3 protein-coding genes are annotated in these 18,259 nt (G+C 39.6%); 2 read left to right on the top strand and 1 reads right to left on the bottom strand.

Annotation, left to right across the window (positions count from 1 at the left end):
- Positions 1–14,450: 14,450 nt before the first annotated feature.
- On the top strand, positions 14,451–15,209 hold the full coding sequence (locus P6940_RS06655; protein ID WP_028257952.1) for a sulfite exporter TauE/SafE family protein: 759 nt from the start codon (positions 14,451–14,453) through the stop codon (positions 15,207–15,209).
- Positions 15,210–15,608: 399 nt separating this feature from the next.
- The gene (locus P6940_RS06650; protein ID WP_277293560.1) at positions 15,609–16,928 is read left to right on the top strand and encodes an MATE family efflux transporter; all 1,320 of its coding nucleotides are present in this window, start codon (positions 15,609–15,611) and stop codon (positions 16,926–16,928) included.
- Positions 16,929–17,137: 209 nt separating this feature from the next.
- On the opposite strand, the gene P6940_RS06645 is transcribed toward P6940_RS06650, so the two are convergent.
- Positions 17,138–18,130, bottom strand: a complete 993-nt coding sequence (locus P6940_RS06645) for a YitT family protein (RefSeq protein ID WP_052076930.1) — start codon at positions 18,128–18,130, stop codon at positions 17,138–17,140.
- Positions 18,131–18,259: the final 129 nt, after the last annotated feature.

Genomic DNA, 18,259 nt, shown 5'->3' with positions numbered 1-18,259 from the left:
AGGATCATAAAAATGTCATCGCTCTTGACGGTAAAGACGGCAAGATGGGCGTTACTGGCAAAGACGGCAACAGTGTTACATTAAATGGCCAAGATGGTTCCATCGACATGAAGGGTAAAGACGGTAAGAATGCTGTCAATATTACTACAAAAGATGGCACTGTTGGTGTTGATGGCCAAGATGGTACGACTAGAATTGTCGTTAAAGATGGCGATAAAACTAACGAATTAGCCACTATGAATGATGGTATGAAGTTCATGGGTGACTTTGGCACTGAAGACAAGTTGAAATTGAATGAACAACTTGCTGTTACTGGTGGTATCACTGATAAAGCTAAGTTGAGTCAAGATGACAACATCGGTGTTGAAGCAGATGGTGCTAAAGGGTTAATTCTTCGCTTAGCGAAAGAGCTTAAAGGGTTAGATGGCATTACCTTCGGTGCTGGCGATACAGCGATGAAGATTGATGGCACTCAAAAAACTATCAATAACATTACGAAGATGACTTTCAAAACACCAGATAACAAGGATAGCATCGTAGTAGATGGTACCAATAAAGTAATTACTGGACTTTCCAATACTACATTGCCAAAAGATATGACCACCATAAAGGCTGACCAAGCAGCGAGCCAAGGCCAATTAAAAGAAGTTTTGGATAATGCTGTGAAGTATGATAAAAAACAAGATGGTACCGTAGATACAAGTAGCATTACCTTAGAAGGTGGTAACGATGGTACAGTTATCAAGAATGTAAAAGCTGGCGATGTGTCTGAAAACAGTAAAGAAGCTGTCAACGGTAGTCAATTGTACAAGACAAATCAAGGTTTTGATGTGTATATTAAAGACAAGACTGATGACAATACATTTAATGTAAAATTAGGCGACGATACAAAAGACGCTTTCGGTTTCGATGCAGGCAATGGCCTTGCTATTACACGAAATGGTAAGAAGATTATCTACTCCTTACAAGATGATGTTTCAATTGGTAAAGCTGGACAAGATGGTAAGGACGGTAAAATCACTGTCAATGGTAAAGACGGCGAATCGGTTACTATCAAGGGCAAAAATGGTGAAATTGGAATTCAAGGACCAAAAGGTGCTGATGGTAAGTCGAATAGCGTTACTTTGAGTGGTAAAGATGGCACTATTGGCGTTCAAGGACCAACAGGTGCTGATGGTAAAGATGGCAACAGCGTTACTTTAAATGGTAAAGATGGTTCCATCGGTATCAAAGGCAAAGATGGTGAGAATAAAGTAGACATTACCACTGGAAATGGAAAAGTGGGCCTTGACGGTACGGATGGCGAAACACGTATTATCGTTAAAGATGGTAATAAGAACAATGAATTGGCAACCATGAATGATGGCTTGAAATTCCAAGGCGATGATGGCAATGCTATTGGCGTTAAATTGAATAAGCAAGTAAATATCGTTGGCGGCGCTAAAATTGTTAGAGATCATGAAACCATCACCAACTTGACCGACAATAATATTGGTGTAGAATCTATTGCTGATGAAGCAGACGGAACAAATGCGAAGATGAAGATCCGTTTGGCGAAGAACCTTTCTGATTTAGAAAGTATTACCTTTAACAGTAAAGACAAAACAAATCCAATGAAGATTGATGGCGACGCTAAGACTATCGAAAACATCAAGAAAATGACCTTCGGTAAAGATGGTAGTACTGATAGTGTTACCGTAGATGGCGAACAAAAGGTGATTACCGGACTTTCCAATACAACCTTACCAACTGATTTGAGCCAATTAAAAGATGATCAAGCAGCGAGCCAAGGTCAATTGAAAGCAATTTTGAACAAAGCGACTGCTACCGATGACGCTTCTGTTAAATATGATAAAAAAGGTACTGGCGAAATCGACAAAAATTCTGTTACCTTAGGCGGCGATACAAATGGTACAGTTATCAAGAATGTAAAAGCTGGCGATGTGTCTGAAAACAGTAAAGAAGCTATCAATGGCAGTCAATTGTACAAGACAAACCAAGGTTTCGATATTTTGGTAGGTCAAGATACAGCCGATAACAGAGCCAACGTTGCGTTAGGCAAAGACAATAAGGAAACTGTTGAATTTGCAGCAGGCAATAGCCTTGAAGTTACATTGGACAAGAATGCTAAGAAAGTTACCTATTCCTTGAAAGATGACATTGAAGTCGGCAAAGAAGGACAACCTGGACAAGCTGGCAAAGATGGCAAGGTTACTGTAAATGGTAAAGACGGTGAAAAGGTTACTATTGATGGTAAAGATGGTAAGATTGAAAGCAAGGCGAAAGATGGTACAACCGTTACAGTAAATGGTAAAGATGGTACTGTAGGCGCTACAGGCACAGATGGTACAACTGTTACCATGAACGGTAAAGATGGTACTGTGGGTGCTACAGGCACAGATGGTACAAGTGTTACCATGAATGGTAAAGACGGTACCATCGGCGGTAAAGGTGCAGACGGCACAACTGTTACCATGAACGCTAAAGACGGCACAATCGGTGCCCAAGGACCAAAAGGTACTAATGGTAAAGATGGCGCGTCTGTTACTATCAACGGTAAAGATGGAGTTACAACGATTACCGGTGCTACCGATGATAAGGATCATAAAAATGTCATCGCTCTTGACGGTAAAGACGGCAAGATGGGCGTTACCGGCAAAGACGGCAATAGTGTTACATTAAATGGCCAAGACGGTTCTATCGATATGAAGGGTAAAGACGGTACAAATAAAGTACAAATTACCACAAAAGATGGCAAAGTCGGCGTTGACGGTAAGGATGGAGACACACGTCTTGTTGTCAAAGAAGGCACGAAGACGCATGAATTGGCAACGATGAATGACGGTATGAAATTCATGGGTGACTTTGGCACTGAAGACAAGTTGAAATTGAATGAACAACTTGCTGTTACTGGTGGTATCACTGATAAAGCTAAGTTGAGTCAAGATGACAACATCGGTGTTGAAGCAGATGGTGCTAAAGGGTTAATTCTTCGCTTAGCGAAAGAGCTTAAAGGGTTAGATGGCATTACCTTCGGTGCTGGCGATACAGCGATGAAGATTGATGGCACTCAAAAAACTATCAATAACATTACGAAGATGACTTTCAAAACACCAGATAACAAGGATAGCATCGTAGTAGATGGTACCAATAAAGTAATTACTGGACTTTCCAATACTACATTGCCAAAAGATATGAGCACCATGCAGGCGGACCAAGCGGCAAGCCAAGGTCAATTGAATGAATTATTAACTAAGGTACAAACAGAAGCAACTGATTATCGGTTGGTGGGTAATGAACAAGCTACTGATAAGAAATACACAGTAGATGCGAATGGTGATATTACACTTACTGTACAAGATCAAAATCATAAAGATAAAACCGAAACAGTTACCATTAAAGATGTAGCGAAGAAGTCTGATTTAACTGCATCGGATAAGAAATTTACCGATTATGCGGTGAAATATGATAAAAAGGGCGACACAGTAAACAAGGATTCTATTACCTTAGAAGGGGATACTACAACAGGTACAGTTATTAAAAATGTAGGTGCTGGTAGTGTTAATAAGGATAGCAAAGAAGCTGTCAACGGCAGTCAATTGTACAAGACCAACCAAGGCTTTGATGTATATATTAAAGATAATAGCATTGACAATACATTTAATGTAAAATTAGGCGATGCTACAAAAGACGCTTTCGGTTTCGATGCAGGTAATGGCCTTGCGATTACACGAACTGGTAAGAAGATTATCTACTCCTTACAAGATGATGTTTCAATTGGTAAAGCTGGACAAGATGGTAAGGACGGTAAAATCACTGTCAATGGTAAAGACGGCGAATCGGTTACTATCAAGGGCAAAAATGGTGAAATTGGAATTCAAGGACCAAAAGGTGCTGATGGTAAGTCGAATAGCGTTACTTTGAGTGGTAAAGATGGCACTATTGGCGTTCAAGGACCAACAGGTGCTGATGGTAAAGATGGCAACAGCGTTACTTTGAATGGTAAAGATGGATCCATCGGTATCAAAGGCAAAGATGGTGAGAATAAAGTAGATATTACCACTGGAAATGGTAAAGTGGGCCTTGACGGTACGGATGGCGAAACCCGTATTATCGTTAAAGATGGTAATAGGAACAATGAATTGGCAACCATGAATGATGGCTTGAAATTCCAAGGCGATGATGGCAATGCTATTGGCGTTAAATTGAATAAGCAAGTAAATATCGTTGGCGGCGCTAAAATTGTTAGAGATCATGAAACCATCACCAACTTGACCGACAATAATATTGGTGTAGAATCTATTGCTGATGAAGCAGACGGAACAAATGCGAAGATGAAGATCCGTTTGGCGAAGAACCTTTCTGATTTAGAAAGTATTACCTTTAACAGTAAAGACAAAACAAATCCAATGAAGATTGATGGCGACGCTAAGACTATCGAAAACATCAAGAAAATGACCTTCGGTAAAGATGGTAGTACTGATAGTGTTACCGTAGATGGCGAACAAAAGGTGATTACCGGACTTTCCAATACGACCTTGCCTGAGGATTTAAGCACGATGCAAGCTGATCAAGCGGCGAGCCAAGGTCAATTGAAGGAAGTCTTAGATAAAGCAACTGCTACCGATGATTTCTCTGTTAAGTATGATAAAAAAGATAATGGTGAAGTCGACAAAAATTCTATTACCTTAGGTGGCGATACAAATGGCACAGTTATCAAGAATGTAAAAGCTGGCGATGTGTCTGAAAACAGTAAAGAAGCTATCAATGGCAGTCAATTGTACAAGACAAACCAAGGTTTCGATATTTTGGTAGGTCAAGATACAGCCGATAACAGAGCCAACGTTGCGTTAGGCAAAGACAATAAGGAAACTGTCGAATTTGCAGCAGGTAATAGCCTTGATGTTACTTTGGATAAGGATAATAAGAAAGTTATCTACTCCTTGAAAGATGACATTGAAGTCGGCAAAGAAGGACAACCTGGACAAGCTGGCAAAGATGGCAAGGTTACTGTAAATGGTAAAGACGGTGAAAAGGTTACTATTGATGGTAAAGATGGTAAGATTGAAAGCAAGGCGAAAGATGGTACAACCGTTACAGTAAATGGTAAGGATGGTACTGTAGGTGCTACAGGTGCAGACGGTACAACTGTTACTATGAACGGTAAAGATGGTACAATCGGAGCTACAGGCGCAGACGGTACAACCGTTACAGTAAATGGTAAGGATGGCACTGTAGGTGCTAAAGGCACAGATGGAACAGCTGTTACCATGAACGGTAAAGATGGTACAATCGGCGGTAAAGGCGCAGATGGTACAACTGTTACCATGAATGCTAAAGATGGTACAATCGGAGCTCAAGGACCAAAAGGTGCTAATGGTAAGGATGGCGCGTCTGTTACTATCAATGGTAAAGATGGAATTACAACGATTACTGGTGCTACCGATGATAAGGATAAGAAAAATGTCATCGCTCTTGACGGTAAAGACGGCAAGATGGGCGTTACTGGCAAAGACGGTAACAGTGTTACATTAAATGGCCAAGATGGTTCTATCGACATGAAGGGTAAAGACGGTAAGAATGCTGTCAATATTACTACAAAAGATGGCACTGTTGGTGTTGATGGCCAAGATGGTACGACTAGAATTGTCGTTAAAGATGGCGATAAAACTAACGAATTAGCCACTATGAATGATGGTATGAAGTTCATGGGTGACTTTGGCACTGAAGACAAGTTGAAATTGAATGAACAACTTGCTGTTACTGGTGGTATCACTGATAAAGCTAAGTTGAGTCAAGATGACAACATCGGTGTTGAAGCAGATGGTGCTAAAGGGTTAATTCTTCGCTTAGCGAAAGAGCTTAAAGGGTTAGATGGCATTACCTTCGGTGCTGGCGATACAGCGATGAAGATTGATGGCACTCAAAAAACTATCAATAACATTACGAAGATGACTTTCAAAACACCAGATAACAAGGATAGCATCGTAGTAGATGGTACCAATAAAGTAATTACTGGACTTTCCAATACTACATTGCCAAAAGATATGACCACCATAAAGGCTGACCAAGCAGCGAGCCAAGGCCAATTAAAAGAAGTTTTGGATAATGCTGTGAAGTATGATAAAAAACAAGATGGTACCGTAGATACAAGTAGCATTACCTTAGAAGGTGGTAACGATGGTACAGTTATCAAGAATGTAAAAGCTGGCGATGTATCTAGTACTAGCAAAGAAGCTGTCAACGGTAGTCAATTGTACAAGACAAATCAAGGTTTTGATGTGTACATTAAAGACAATACTGATGACAATAGATTTAATGTAAAATTAGGCGACGATACAAAAGACGCTTTCGGTTTTGATGCAGGTAACGGCCTTGCGATTACACGTACTGGTAAGAAGATTAGCTACGCCTTACAAGATGACGTTTCAATTGGTAAAGCTGGACAAGATGGTAAGGACGGTAAAATCACTGTCAATGGTAAAGACGGCGAATCGGTTACTATCAAGGGTAAGAATGGCGAAATCGGAATTCAAGGACCAAAAGGTGATGATGGTAAGTCGAATAGCGTTACTATTTCTGGTAAAGACGGTACAATTGGAACAAATGGCAAAGATGGTAGTTCTGTTGTATTGAACGGTAAAGACGGATCCATCGGTATCAAAGGTAAAGATGGTAAGAATAAAGTAGACATTACCACTGGAGATAGTAAAGTAGGTCTTGACGGTACGGATGGCGAAACACGTATTATCGTTAAAGATGGTAATAAGAACAATGAATTGGCAACCATGAATGATGGGTTGAAATTCAAAGGCGATGATGGCACAGCGGTAGGCGTAAAACTAAATAATCAAGTGAATATCGTTGGCGGCGCTAAAATTGTTAGAGATCATGAAACCATCACCAACTTGACCGACAATAATATTGGTGTAGAATCTATTGCTGATGAAGCAGACGGAACGAATGCGAAGATGAAGATCCGTTTGGCGAAGAACCTTTCTGATTTAGAAAGCATTACCTTTAACAGTAAAGATAAAACAAATCCAATGGTAATTGATGGTGCAGGCCGTACAATTAAAGATATAACTACTATTAACTTCTTGAAAGATGGAAAAAATAATTCCATTACTGGACTTTCCAATGTAACATGGCCAGCTAAGGACCAAAGAGGTACTGATTTCGATGTATCTAAGGCGGCTACACAGGGACAAATTCAAGATGTAGAAAATGCAGTAGATGAAAAGTTGAAGAAGAGCAATCAAGGCTTTGATATTCTAGTAGGCGAAGATACAGAAGAGCATCGAGCTAATATTGCCTTAGGTAAAGATAAGAAAGAAACTGTCGAATTTGCAGCAGGTAATAGCCTTGATGTTACTTTGGATAAGGATAATAAGAAAGTTATCTACTCCTTGAAAGATGACATTGAAGTCGGCAAAGAAGGACAACCTGGACAAGCTGGCAAAGATGGCAAGGTTACTGTAAATGGTAAAGACGGTGAAAAGGTTACTATTGATGGTAAAGATGGTAAGATTGAAAGCAAGGCGAAAGATGGTACAACCGTTACAGTAAATGGTAAGGATGGTACTGTAGGTGCTACAGGTGCAGATGGTACAACTGTTACTATGAACGGCAAAGATGGTACAATCGTAGCTCAAGGACCAAAAGGTGCTAATGGTAAAGATGGCGCGTCTGTTACTATCAATGGTAAAGATGGAATTACAACGATTACTGGTGCTACCGATGATAAGGATAAGAAAAATGTCATCGCTCTTGACGGTAAAGACGGCAAGATGGGCGTTACTGGCAAAGACGGCAACAGTGTTACATTAAATGGCCAAGATGGTTCCATCGACATGAAGGGTAAAGACGGTAAGAATGCTGTCAATATTACTACAAAAGATGGCACTGTTGGTGTTGATGGCCAAGATGGTACGACTAGAATTGTCGTTAAAGATGGCGATAAAACTAACGAATTAGCCACTATGAATGATGGTATGAAGTTCATGGGTGACTTTGGCACTGAAGACAAGTTGAAATTGAATGAACAACTTGCTGTTACTGGTGGTATCACTGATAAAGCTAAGTTGAGTCAAGATGACAACATCGGTGTTGAAGCAGATGGTGCTAAAGGGTTAATTCTTCGCTTAGCGAAAGAGCTTAAAGGGTTAGATGGCATTACCTTCGGTGCTGGCGATACAGCGATGAAGATTGATGGCACTCAAAAAACTATCAATAACATTACGAAGATGACTTTCAAAACACCAGATAACAAGGATAGCATCGTAGTAGATGGTACCAATAAAGTAATTACTGGACTTTCCAATACTACATTGCCAAAAGATATGACCACCATAAAGGCTGACCAAGCAGCGAGCCAAGGCCAATTAAAAGAAGTTTTGGATAATGCTGTGAAGTATGATAAAAAACAAGATGGTACCGTAGATACAAGTAGCATTACCTTAGAAGGTGGTAACGATGGTACAGTTATCAAGAATGTAAAAGCTGGCGATGTATCTAGTACTAGCAAAGAAGCTGTCAACGGTAGTCAATTGTACAAGACAAATCAAGGTTTTGATATTTTAGTCGGTGAAGATACAGAGGCTAATCGAGCTAATGTAGCGCTTGGACAAGATAAGAAAGAAACAGTTAAATTTGATGCTGGTAAGAACTTAACAGCTTCACTTGATAAAGCATCTAAGAAAGTATCGTATCGCTTGAATGATGAAATTGTATTAGGCGAAGAAAAAACGGCAGATGCAACAGGTATAAATGGTAAGATCACTATCCATGGTACTACTGGAGAAAAGATGACTATGGATGGGAAAAATGGTGAAGTTATCATTGAAACAAGTGATGAAAATGGCAAGAAGAATGAAGTATTCCTTAAGAGTCATGATGGCACTATGGGCGTTATTGGTAAAGAAAACAATGGAGTCACTTTACACGGGGAAGGATTTGTACAAATCAAAGGCGCTGGCAGTGATAAGGCTATCGATTTGACAACCGAAAAAGGACAAGTTGGTGTTGATGGTCAAGGTACCTCCACACGTCTTTTGATGAAAGAAGGCAATATTCCTCATGCATTGGCTACTATGGATGATGGCTTGAAATTCATGGGTGATAGTGGCACCACTGTAGGTGTAAAATTAAACAACCAAATCAATATTGTTGGTGGTGTGAAAGCTGAAAAAAAAGGCGACGTAGTTAAGAATTTAACTGACAACAACATCGGCGTTGAATCAATAGTAGACGATCAAAATGGCAAAAATGCGAAGATGAAGATTCGTTTGGCTAAAAAACTTTCTGATATGGAAAGCATTACCTTTAATAGTCAAGATAAAACAAATCCAATGACGATTGATGGTGCAGGCCGTACGATTAAAGATATAACTACTATTAACTTCTTGAAAGATGGAAAAAATAATTCCATTACTGGACTTTCCAATGTAACATGGCCAGCTAAGGACCAAAGAGGTACTGATTTCGATGTATCTAAGGCGGCTACACAGGGACAAATTCAAGATGTAGAAAATGCAGTGGATGAAAAATTCAAGAAGAGCAATGCTGGTTTTGACGTGTATATCAAAGAAAAAACCAATGAAAATACCTTTAATATCGCTCTTGGAAAAGATGAAAAAGAAGCCTTTGGATTCTTAGCAGGTAATGGACTTGAAATCACACGAAATGATAAAGAAATTACTTATGCTATGAAAGATGACATCACATTAGGTCATACAAATAGCGCTGGCCAAGATGATGGCAAGGATGGTAAATTTACTGTTACTGGTAAAGATGGTAATTCTGTAACTGTTGATGGCAAAGATGGTAAGTTGACATTAGCGAGTGCGACTGATGATAAGGGCAAGACTAATCAGATAGCCTTGAATGGTAAAGATGGTAGTGTTAGTGGTAATGGTAAGAGCGGCAATGCGTTTGAAATGAATGCAGATGCTGGTACTGTCGGTGCAAAAGGTGCTGATGGCAGTGCAGTTGTATTAAATGGTAAAGACGGCACTATCGGTATGAACGGTAAAGACGGTAAGAATAAAGTCACCATAGGAACCCAAGAAGGTAAAGTCGGCATAGATGGTACTGATGGAACAACACGCGTTGTTGTAAAAGAAGGCGATAAAACGAATGAATTAGCTACCATGAATGACGGCTTGAAATTCAAGGGTGATAGTGGCGATGTAGTCAACCGTAAATTGAATGAAACACTTTCCATTGAAGGTGGTGCAGATACAACAAAATTATCTGATAAGAATATCGGCGTAGTAACCGATGCAGCAAATGGCAAGATGCTAGTTAAATTGGCAAAAGACTTGAAAGACTTGACCAGTGTAGAAACGAAGGACGATCAAGGCAATACTACCAATATGACTGGTGCTGGTGTTACTACAAAAGATGATAAGGGTAATATTACTGCCACAACAGCTACAGGCATGACGAATACGGATGCTGCTGGCCATGAAACAAATACTACGGCGTCTGGTGTGGTTGCGAAAGACATAGATAAGAATGAAACAAGCCTATCTGCAACAGGTACAGTTGTAAAAGATAAGGATGAACATGAAACATCTACTACCGCAACCGGTGTTGTAACAAAGGATAAGGATGGCAATCAGACCACAGTGAGTGCTGCCGGTGTGACAACAGAAGATAAAGATAAGAATACAAATGTATCGACAGCCAAAGATATAACAGTAGCCGATAAAGATGGTAATAAGACGGTTATTAACAAGGATGGCATGACGATTACTCACGCAGGACAAGACGTGATTTCCTTAACTAAAGATGGCCTTAACAATGGTGGTAAGACTATTACCGGTGTAGCGACCGGTGTTAACGATACAGATGCAGTAAATGTTAAACAGTTGAAAGATGAAATAGAGAAGAATCGTACGAGGTTAGAAGGTAGTGATAATATAGCTGTATCCGGTTCCGGTAAGGCAGACGATCCGTTCAAAGTATCCTTGAAAGATGACATCACCTTGGGGAAAAAGAATAGTGCTGGTCAAGATGATGGTAAGGACGGTAAGTTCACTGTTACCGGTAAAGCCGGCAACTCCGTAGCCGTAGATGGCAAAGATGGTCAGTTGACATTAGCGAGTGCTACTGATGATAAGGGTAAGAAAAATCAGATAGCCTTGAATGGTAAAGATGGTAGTGTTCGCGGCGATGGTAAGAGCGGCAATGCGTTTGAAATGAATGCAGACGCCGGTACTGTCGGTGCAAAAGGTGCTGATGGCAGTGCGGTTGTATTAAATGGTAAAGACGGCACTATCGATATGAACGGTAAAGACGGTGAGCATAAAGTCACCATAGGAACCCAAGAAGGTAAAGTTGGCATAGATGGTACTAATGGAACAACACGCGTTGTTGTCAAAGAAGGCGATAAAACGAATGAATTAGCTACCATGAATGACGGCTTGAAATTCAAGGGTGATAGTGGCGATGTAGTCAACCGTAAATTGAATGAAACACTTTCCATTGAAGGTGGTGCAGATACAACAAAATTATCTGATAAGAATATCGGCGTAGTAACCGATGCAGCAAATGGCAAGATGTCAGTTAAATTGGCAAAAGACTTGAAAGACTTGACAAGCGTAGAAACGAAGGACGATCAAGGAAATACGACCAATATAACCGGCGGAAGTACGACTACAACCGATAATAAGGGTAATACGACTGTCACAACAGCTACAGGTGTGACGACTACTGATGGAAAAGGGAATAGTACTACCACCACAGTGGATGGTGTAACAACCACTGACGGAAAAGGTAACACGACTGTTATCAATAAGGGCGGTATTACCATTCAGGCAAAAGATAAGAAAGCTGTTTCTTTAACCGAAAAAGGATTGGATAACGGCGGTAATAAACTAAGCTCTATTGAAAATGGGGATATTAGTGAAAATTCAAAAGATGCGGTTAACGGCGGTCAACTTTACAAGACAAATCAAGGTTTTGATGTATTGGTAGGAGAAGATAAAGCCGAAAATAGAGCTAATGTTGCCTTAGGTAAGGATAAGAAAGAAACCGTAGAATTTGCCGCCGGAAATGGTTTGATTGCTACTATTGACAAAGATACCAAGAAGATTACCTATGCGATGAAAGATACTATCGAAATCGGTAAAAAAGGCGAAAAAGATGGTAAATTAGTTGTTAATGGTAAAGATGGAGAATCCATTACCATGAATGGCAAGGATGGTATCGTTGAAACTAAAGGCACAGATGGTACAACTGTTACTATGAACGGTAAAGATGGTACTGTGGGCGCTACAGGTAAAGACGGTACAACTGTTACTATGAATGGTAAAGATGGCACAATCGGTGGTAAAGGTGCAGACGGCACAACTGTTACCATGAATGTTAAAGATGGCACAATCAGTGCCCAAGGACCAAAAGGTGCTGATGGCAAAGACGGCGCATCTGTTACTATCAACGGTAAAGATGGTACTACGACTATTAACGGTGCTACTGATAAAGACGGTAAGAAAAACACTATTTCTCTTAACGGTAAAGACGGCAAGATGGGCGTTACTGGCAAAGATGGCAATAGCGTTACATTAAATGGCCAAGATGGTTCTATCGGCATGAAAGGTAAAGACGGTAAGAATACTGTTCAAATTACGACCAAAGATGGCAAAGTCGGTGTTGACGGTAAAGACGGAGAAACACGTATTGTTGTCAAAGATGGCGATAAAGTCAATGAATTAGCTACCATGAATGACGGCTTGAAATTCAAGGGTGATAGTGGCGATGTAGTCAACCGTAAATTGAATGAAACACTTTCAATTGAAGGTGGTGCAGATCCAACAAAATTATCTGATAAGAATATCGGCGTAGTAACTGATGCAGCGAATGGCAAGATGCTAGTTAAATTGGCAAAAGAAATCAAAGGTCTTGATCGTGTAGAAACAAAAGTTCTTAAAGCAGATAACATCGAAACAAAATCCATGACAATGGGTGATGTGACTGTGAATGAAAATGGCCTTACTATTAAGAATGGACCAGCTGTTACAAAACAAGGTATCAATGCTGGAGGAAAAGCTATTCACAATGTAGCACCAGGTGTGATTGCACCGAATAGCCTTGATGCTGTTAATGGTGGACAACTCTTTGGTACAGAAATGCGTGTAGCAGAACTTGGTGGACGTATCAGTAAGGTCGGTGCTGGTGCAGCTGCATTAGCAGGACTTCATCCGCTTGATTTTGACCCTGATAACAAGTGGGATTTTGCCGCTAGTTATGGTAACTATAGTGGAAATAGTGCATTTGCATTGGGCGCTTACTACCGTCCAAGTGAAAGTTCTATGATTAGCTTTGGTGGAACAGTGGGCAATGATCGCAATATGTATAATGTTGGTGTTAGCTTGAAGATGGGTAGCGGTGAAAATAATGTAACTGGTTCTAGAATTGCTATGGCAAGAGAAATCATTGACTTACGAAAAGAAAATGATGGACTTAAAGGTCGCCTAGATGCAATGGAACGTAAAATGAATCAAGTGCTTACCCAATTAGATGCACCAAAAGATCAGTTGTATACACCAGCGATGTATCCAGATACACCTGACAATCATTGGGCATATGAATATATCAAACAACTCCAAGCAAAAAATATGTTGGGAGCGTTCCAAAACATGGCAAATAAAGCAGAACTTTCTCGCCATGAAATGGCACAAATGATTTATGCCGCATTGAAGAAAGGTGCACCGGTAGATGATATGATGGACAGAGCTTTGAGTGAGTTTGAAAACGAAATCAGAGATGTGCGTGATGCACGTATTCGTGTAGATCTCGGTGGTCGCCGTATCATTAAAAAATCAATCGATCGTGTTCGCGTTAATCCTGTATATGATACAAAACAATCTCAAGCCAATGTGTAATACATATTTCTAATAGGTACAACTAAAACAGCGAGGCTCATAGAGCCTCGCTGTTTTATGTATGTCCTTTTTATTATTTTATCTATGTTCCTATGCTATATGATTTGATGTATCGTCTTTCACAGTTTTACCTATGTTTTTTTATTATTTCATCTATCTATCGATTAGGACACTACTATGGTGTAGTAATGTATATAGCTATAGATTCACTATCATAGAAGATGCATAGGCATCATGGATACGTATGGCGAAAGAGAATCTATATTTTGAAGATAGGTGCGTATAAGTTTGCTAGATGTATAGCTTCTACTATAGATTGGTTTAACATTTTTTAAGAGTTGATATGGATAGAAAGAGAGAATACTATGATGTATAGCGATAGTCCTACTAATAGATGAGAACTGCTCTATATATGTGTATCATCATCTATGTGGTATATAATTTTTATGACCTCTATGTAGAAGGAACGATAGATTACTATATTTCATGGTATAATAAAGTAACGTTATATGTTGAAGGATACATTGTTAATAGGTATATATATGGAGAGGGGTAAGTACTATGGATATCGTCATAGCTACGTTTATATTGGGTACCATATTAGGTTTTGTCGGTGCTGGTGGGGCTGGCGTAGTCATTGCTCTATTGACGGTAGGTTTTGGTATTCCCATTCATTTGGCACTGGGCACATCTTTGGCAGCCATGGCATTTACTACTTGTTCAGGTGCATATAGTCACTATCGAGAAGGCAATGTGTATGTTAAGCTCGGTGTTGTGATGGGATTAGCGGGTGCCGTAGGGGCCTATATAGGATCTCATATTGCTAATGCTATTCCAGCTAATTTTATGCATTATTGTACAGGGATAATGTTGATTATATCAGCCATTTTAATCTACCTACGCGTCTATCATCCACACAATGGACCGTTTGCAACCCATGATCGAGAACCTATGGCAGTAGGTACTAAATTTTATAGTACCGCCATTGTAGCTGGTGTAATTTGCGGCATTTTATCTGGTAGTTTTGGCATCGGTGCGACTCCTTTTATACAGCTTATGTTACTTATTATTTTTGGCGTTCCTTTGTTTATCGCTGTAGGTACGACGATGTTAGTCATTTTACCCATTGCTATATCCGGTGGTTTTGGGTATTTAGTGGCAGGTCATTTAGAAATGCTTTTATTAGTAGAAGTATTAATCGGTTTGACTTGTGGGGCCTATGTGGGAGCTAAATTTACTCGTCGTGCTCCACGATGGTTCTTACAATTCATGATGGTCGCAGCCCCTACTATCGGTGGTATGATTTTATTAATTAAGTAACGATGGTTATTTATGAAGCTTTGTATTATGTAAGAAATATGCATTGGGAATATGCATTTTTAATTAGCGATTTATATATTCCTTATAAGCATGGTCAGTTGAGAAGAATTACGTACGTTAGCTATGGTATGGGAATAAGACCTCATGCATATCTTTTACAGGTCTAAGCAGGCTGAAATAAATTATTAGCCATGATTGATCGGTAAGAATGTGTTATCTGATGAGAGACTATTATGTGGTATAAGTTAATTTTCAATATACTATGATAGATACTATCTACTTTTATATGATATACTTTGATAGGATATTAAGAGATTATCTATGAATTTTATTATCTATAGAGTGAGTATAGTTTAACGAGGAGGTGAGAGTATTCGATTAGATATGACCCATGGTAGCATGGGAGATAAATTGATTATGTTTGCCTTGCCAGTAGCGGCAACCGCCTTATTAGAACAGTTATTTAATGCGGCAGATATTGCCGTCTTAGGCCGTTATATAGGCACTAGTGCAGTAGCAGCAGTAGGTAATAATTTTGCGATTATTGGCATGTATATTTGTTTGTTTATTGGCTTATCCTTAGGCAGTAACGTAGTCATTGCTAAATTGTTGGGAGCCAAACAAATCAGTTCTGTTAAAGAAGCGGTGCATACATCGTTAGTAGTAGGATGTATTGTAGGTGTTATGATGTGCATTGTAGGACAGTTAGTAACGCCCTATGTATTGCAATGGCTATCTGTACCAACGGATGTATTAAAAGATGCAGAAACATATATGCGTGTCTATTTATGGGGCATGCCGTTCATTAGTATCTATAATTTTGGTACCGCTGTGTTTAGAAGTAATGGTAATACAAAAACACCGCTAATAGGTCTAGTATTGGCAAGTATTGTGAATGTGGTATTGAATATCGTATTTGTTACTACCATGACTGATGGTGTAGCCGGTGTCGCTTTGGCTACGGTTCTATCTTTTGTGGTAGCCGCCACGTATGTGCTAGGAAGATTATATCAGTCTAACGAGACGATTGCTTTTCGTTGGCGCTTATTAGGAATTAATTTGTCTTTATTACAACCTATTGTTCGCATTGGCGTGCCTGCTGGATTACAAGGCGTTGTATTTTGCTTATCGAATATTTTAATACAAGAAGCAATTAATAGTCTAGGCCCTGATGTTATGGCCGCTTCGAGTATTTCTATAGCCATTGAAATGTTTATTTTTTGTATCATTATGGCTTTTTCTCAAGGAGGAACTACATTTATTAGTCAAAATTTTGGGGCAAAGCATATTAGGCGCTGTATACGGGTAACGGTGTGGTCTTTAGGCTTGGCATTTTTTTTCACCATCATAGCGTGTGGACTTGTTATGATATGGGCCGCAGACATCGCTGGATTTTTCAATCCAGATCCCACTGTGATTGCTCTTTGCGTATTGCGTATGACTTATGTAGTAGCCTTAGAACCGTTACAAGTGCTGATTGATGTACTAGCAGGCGCTATGCGTGGTTATGGATTGTCATTAGCACCGGCTATGCTTACGTTGCTTGGCATTTGTGGTGTGCGCATTATCTGGGTATATACAGTATTTCAAAGAGATCCGTCTTTTGAGCTATTGATGATGGTATACCCTATTAGTTGGGCCGTAGCAGGGGGCTTATTAATTTTGCTATATATGTACTTTACTCGTCATTTATTGACGTTTTTACAACGAAATCGATAATATAAAACATGCGAGTTGTAGACACATAAGTGTGTACAACTCGCATGTTTGCTTTTATAAGGAACTGCCGAACAGGTGGCATATTTATTCTGTTAAAATAGTGTATAACAGGTCAAGTATATCACTGCTTATACTAGGTAAATCGCAATCATACATAGTAAGTATGGAGCGTCAGAACTGATTGTGGTTTCTAATCAATTTGATGCTATCTATTCTTGCTTCGTAGTAGAAATTGCAGCATCTTCTTTATGATCTGTAGTTTCTTTGGTAGATGAAGTATATTCATCAGAATGTGTTGTGAAAGCGTCTGCTACTTCTTCCGATGTTTTGGCGTTTAATGAAGTAGGTCCTTGGATCGCCATGCTGAACCCTTGGCCGATTACTTCTGATGTGTCGGTAATAAACATAAATGCATAGGGATCGACTTCGTTGACCGCATTTTTGAGTTTAGCCACTTGCAATAGGCTTACAACGGTGAGAATGACTTCTTTCTTATCATGAGTATACGCGCCTTCACCAGATAGTAATGTAGCACTGCGACCAAGTTTGTGAATGATACTATCACAAATGAGATGTGGTTTATTAGAAATGATGAAGATAACTTTTCGCTTACTGAAACCCATTACGACACGATTCGTTAGTTCTCCCGTTAAAAATACATTAATGAGAGCGATAATGGCGAGTTCCACATTGGTAATATAAATGGCCATAGCAATGATTATACTGTTAAGCATAAATGAAACGGAACCGATTTGTAAACCATAGTATTTGCGGATAATGAGCGCAATGGGGTCAAGGCCACCAGTATTTCCACCATAGCGATAGACGATGCCGAAACCAATACCAGCAATAATACCACCTGCCATGGAGGCGATAATGGGATCATGCACGACTTGATAGGCCGATAAAAAATGAAGGGCATCAATGGCAACGGATACGATAAGCGTGCCAATGATAGTCATCATAGTTTGCCAAGTGCCTAACCATCGATAAGCGGCATAGATAACGGGAATATTTAGGACCGCATTGATAATACCTACAGGAATATCGGTCACATAATAGATGAGTAGAGCCATACCACTCATACCACTACTGGTTAAGTTGGCAGGTATGATAAAGAGGTTCAGGGCAAATGAAAAAATGAGCGACCCTACCGTTGTAGCGAGTAGGGTAATAACTTTATCTTTCCAAAATAATGTCATAGGGCCTCCTATTATAATGTTATGAGTTACTTAGGTTAGCAGTATAGACAGGTCGTTAGCGTGTTATCTATTTGGCCTGTAATGCATTATGATACATAGACGATTAATATATGTCATGCTTTAAGTATA

This window comes from Veillonella montpellierensis (assembly GCF_947090115.1).
Classification (GTDB): Bacteria; Bacillota; Negativicutes; order Veillonellales; family Veillonellaceae; genus Veillonella; species Veillonella montpellierensis.
The sequence above is the reverse complement of the archived record's forward strand: the minus strand, read 5'-3'. Positions and strand labels throughout refer to the sequence as shown.

Bases quoted from the DNA above. Each gene is read 5' to 3' on its own strand.
- P6940_RS06655 (WP_028257952.1), top strand. From the start codon at position 14,451: ATGGATATCGTCATAGCTACGTTTATATTGGGTACCATATTAGGTTTT.
- P6940_RS06650 (WP_277293560.1), top strand. From the start codon at position 15,609: ATGGGAGATAAATTGATTATGTTTGCCTTGCCAGTAGCGGCAACCGCC.
- P6940_RS06645 (WP_052076930.1), bottom strand. From the start codon at position 18,130: ATGACATTATTTTGGAAAGATAAAGTTATTACCCTACTCGCTACAACG.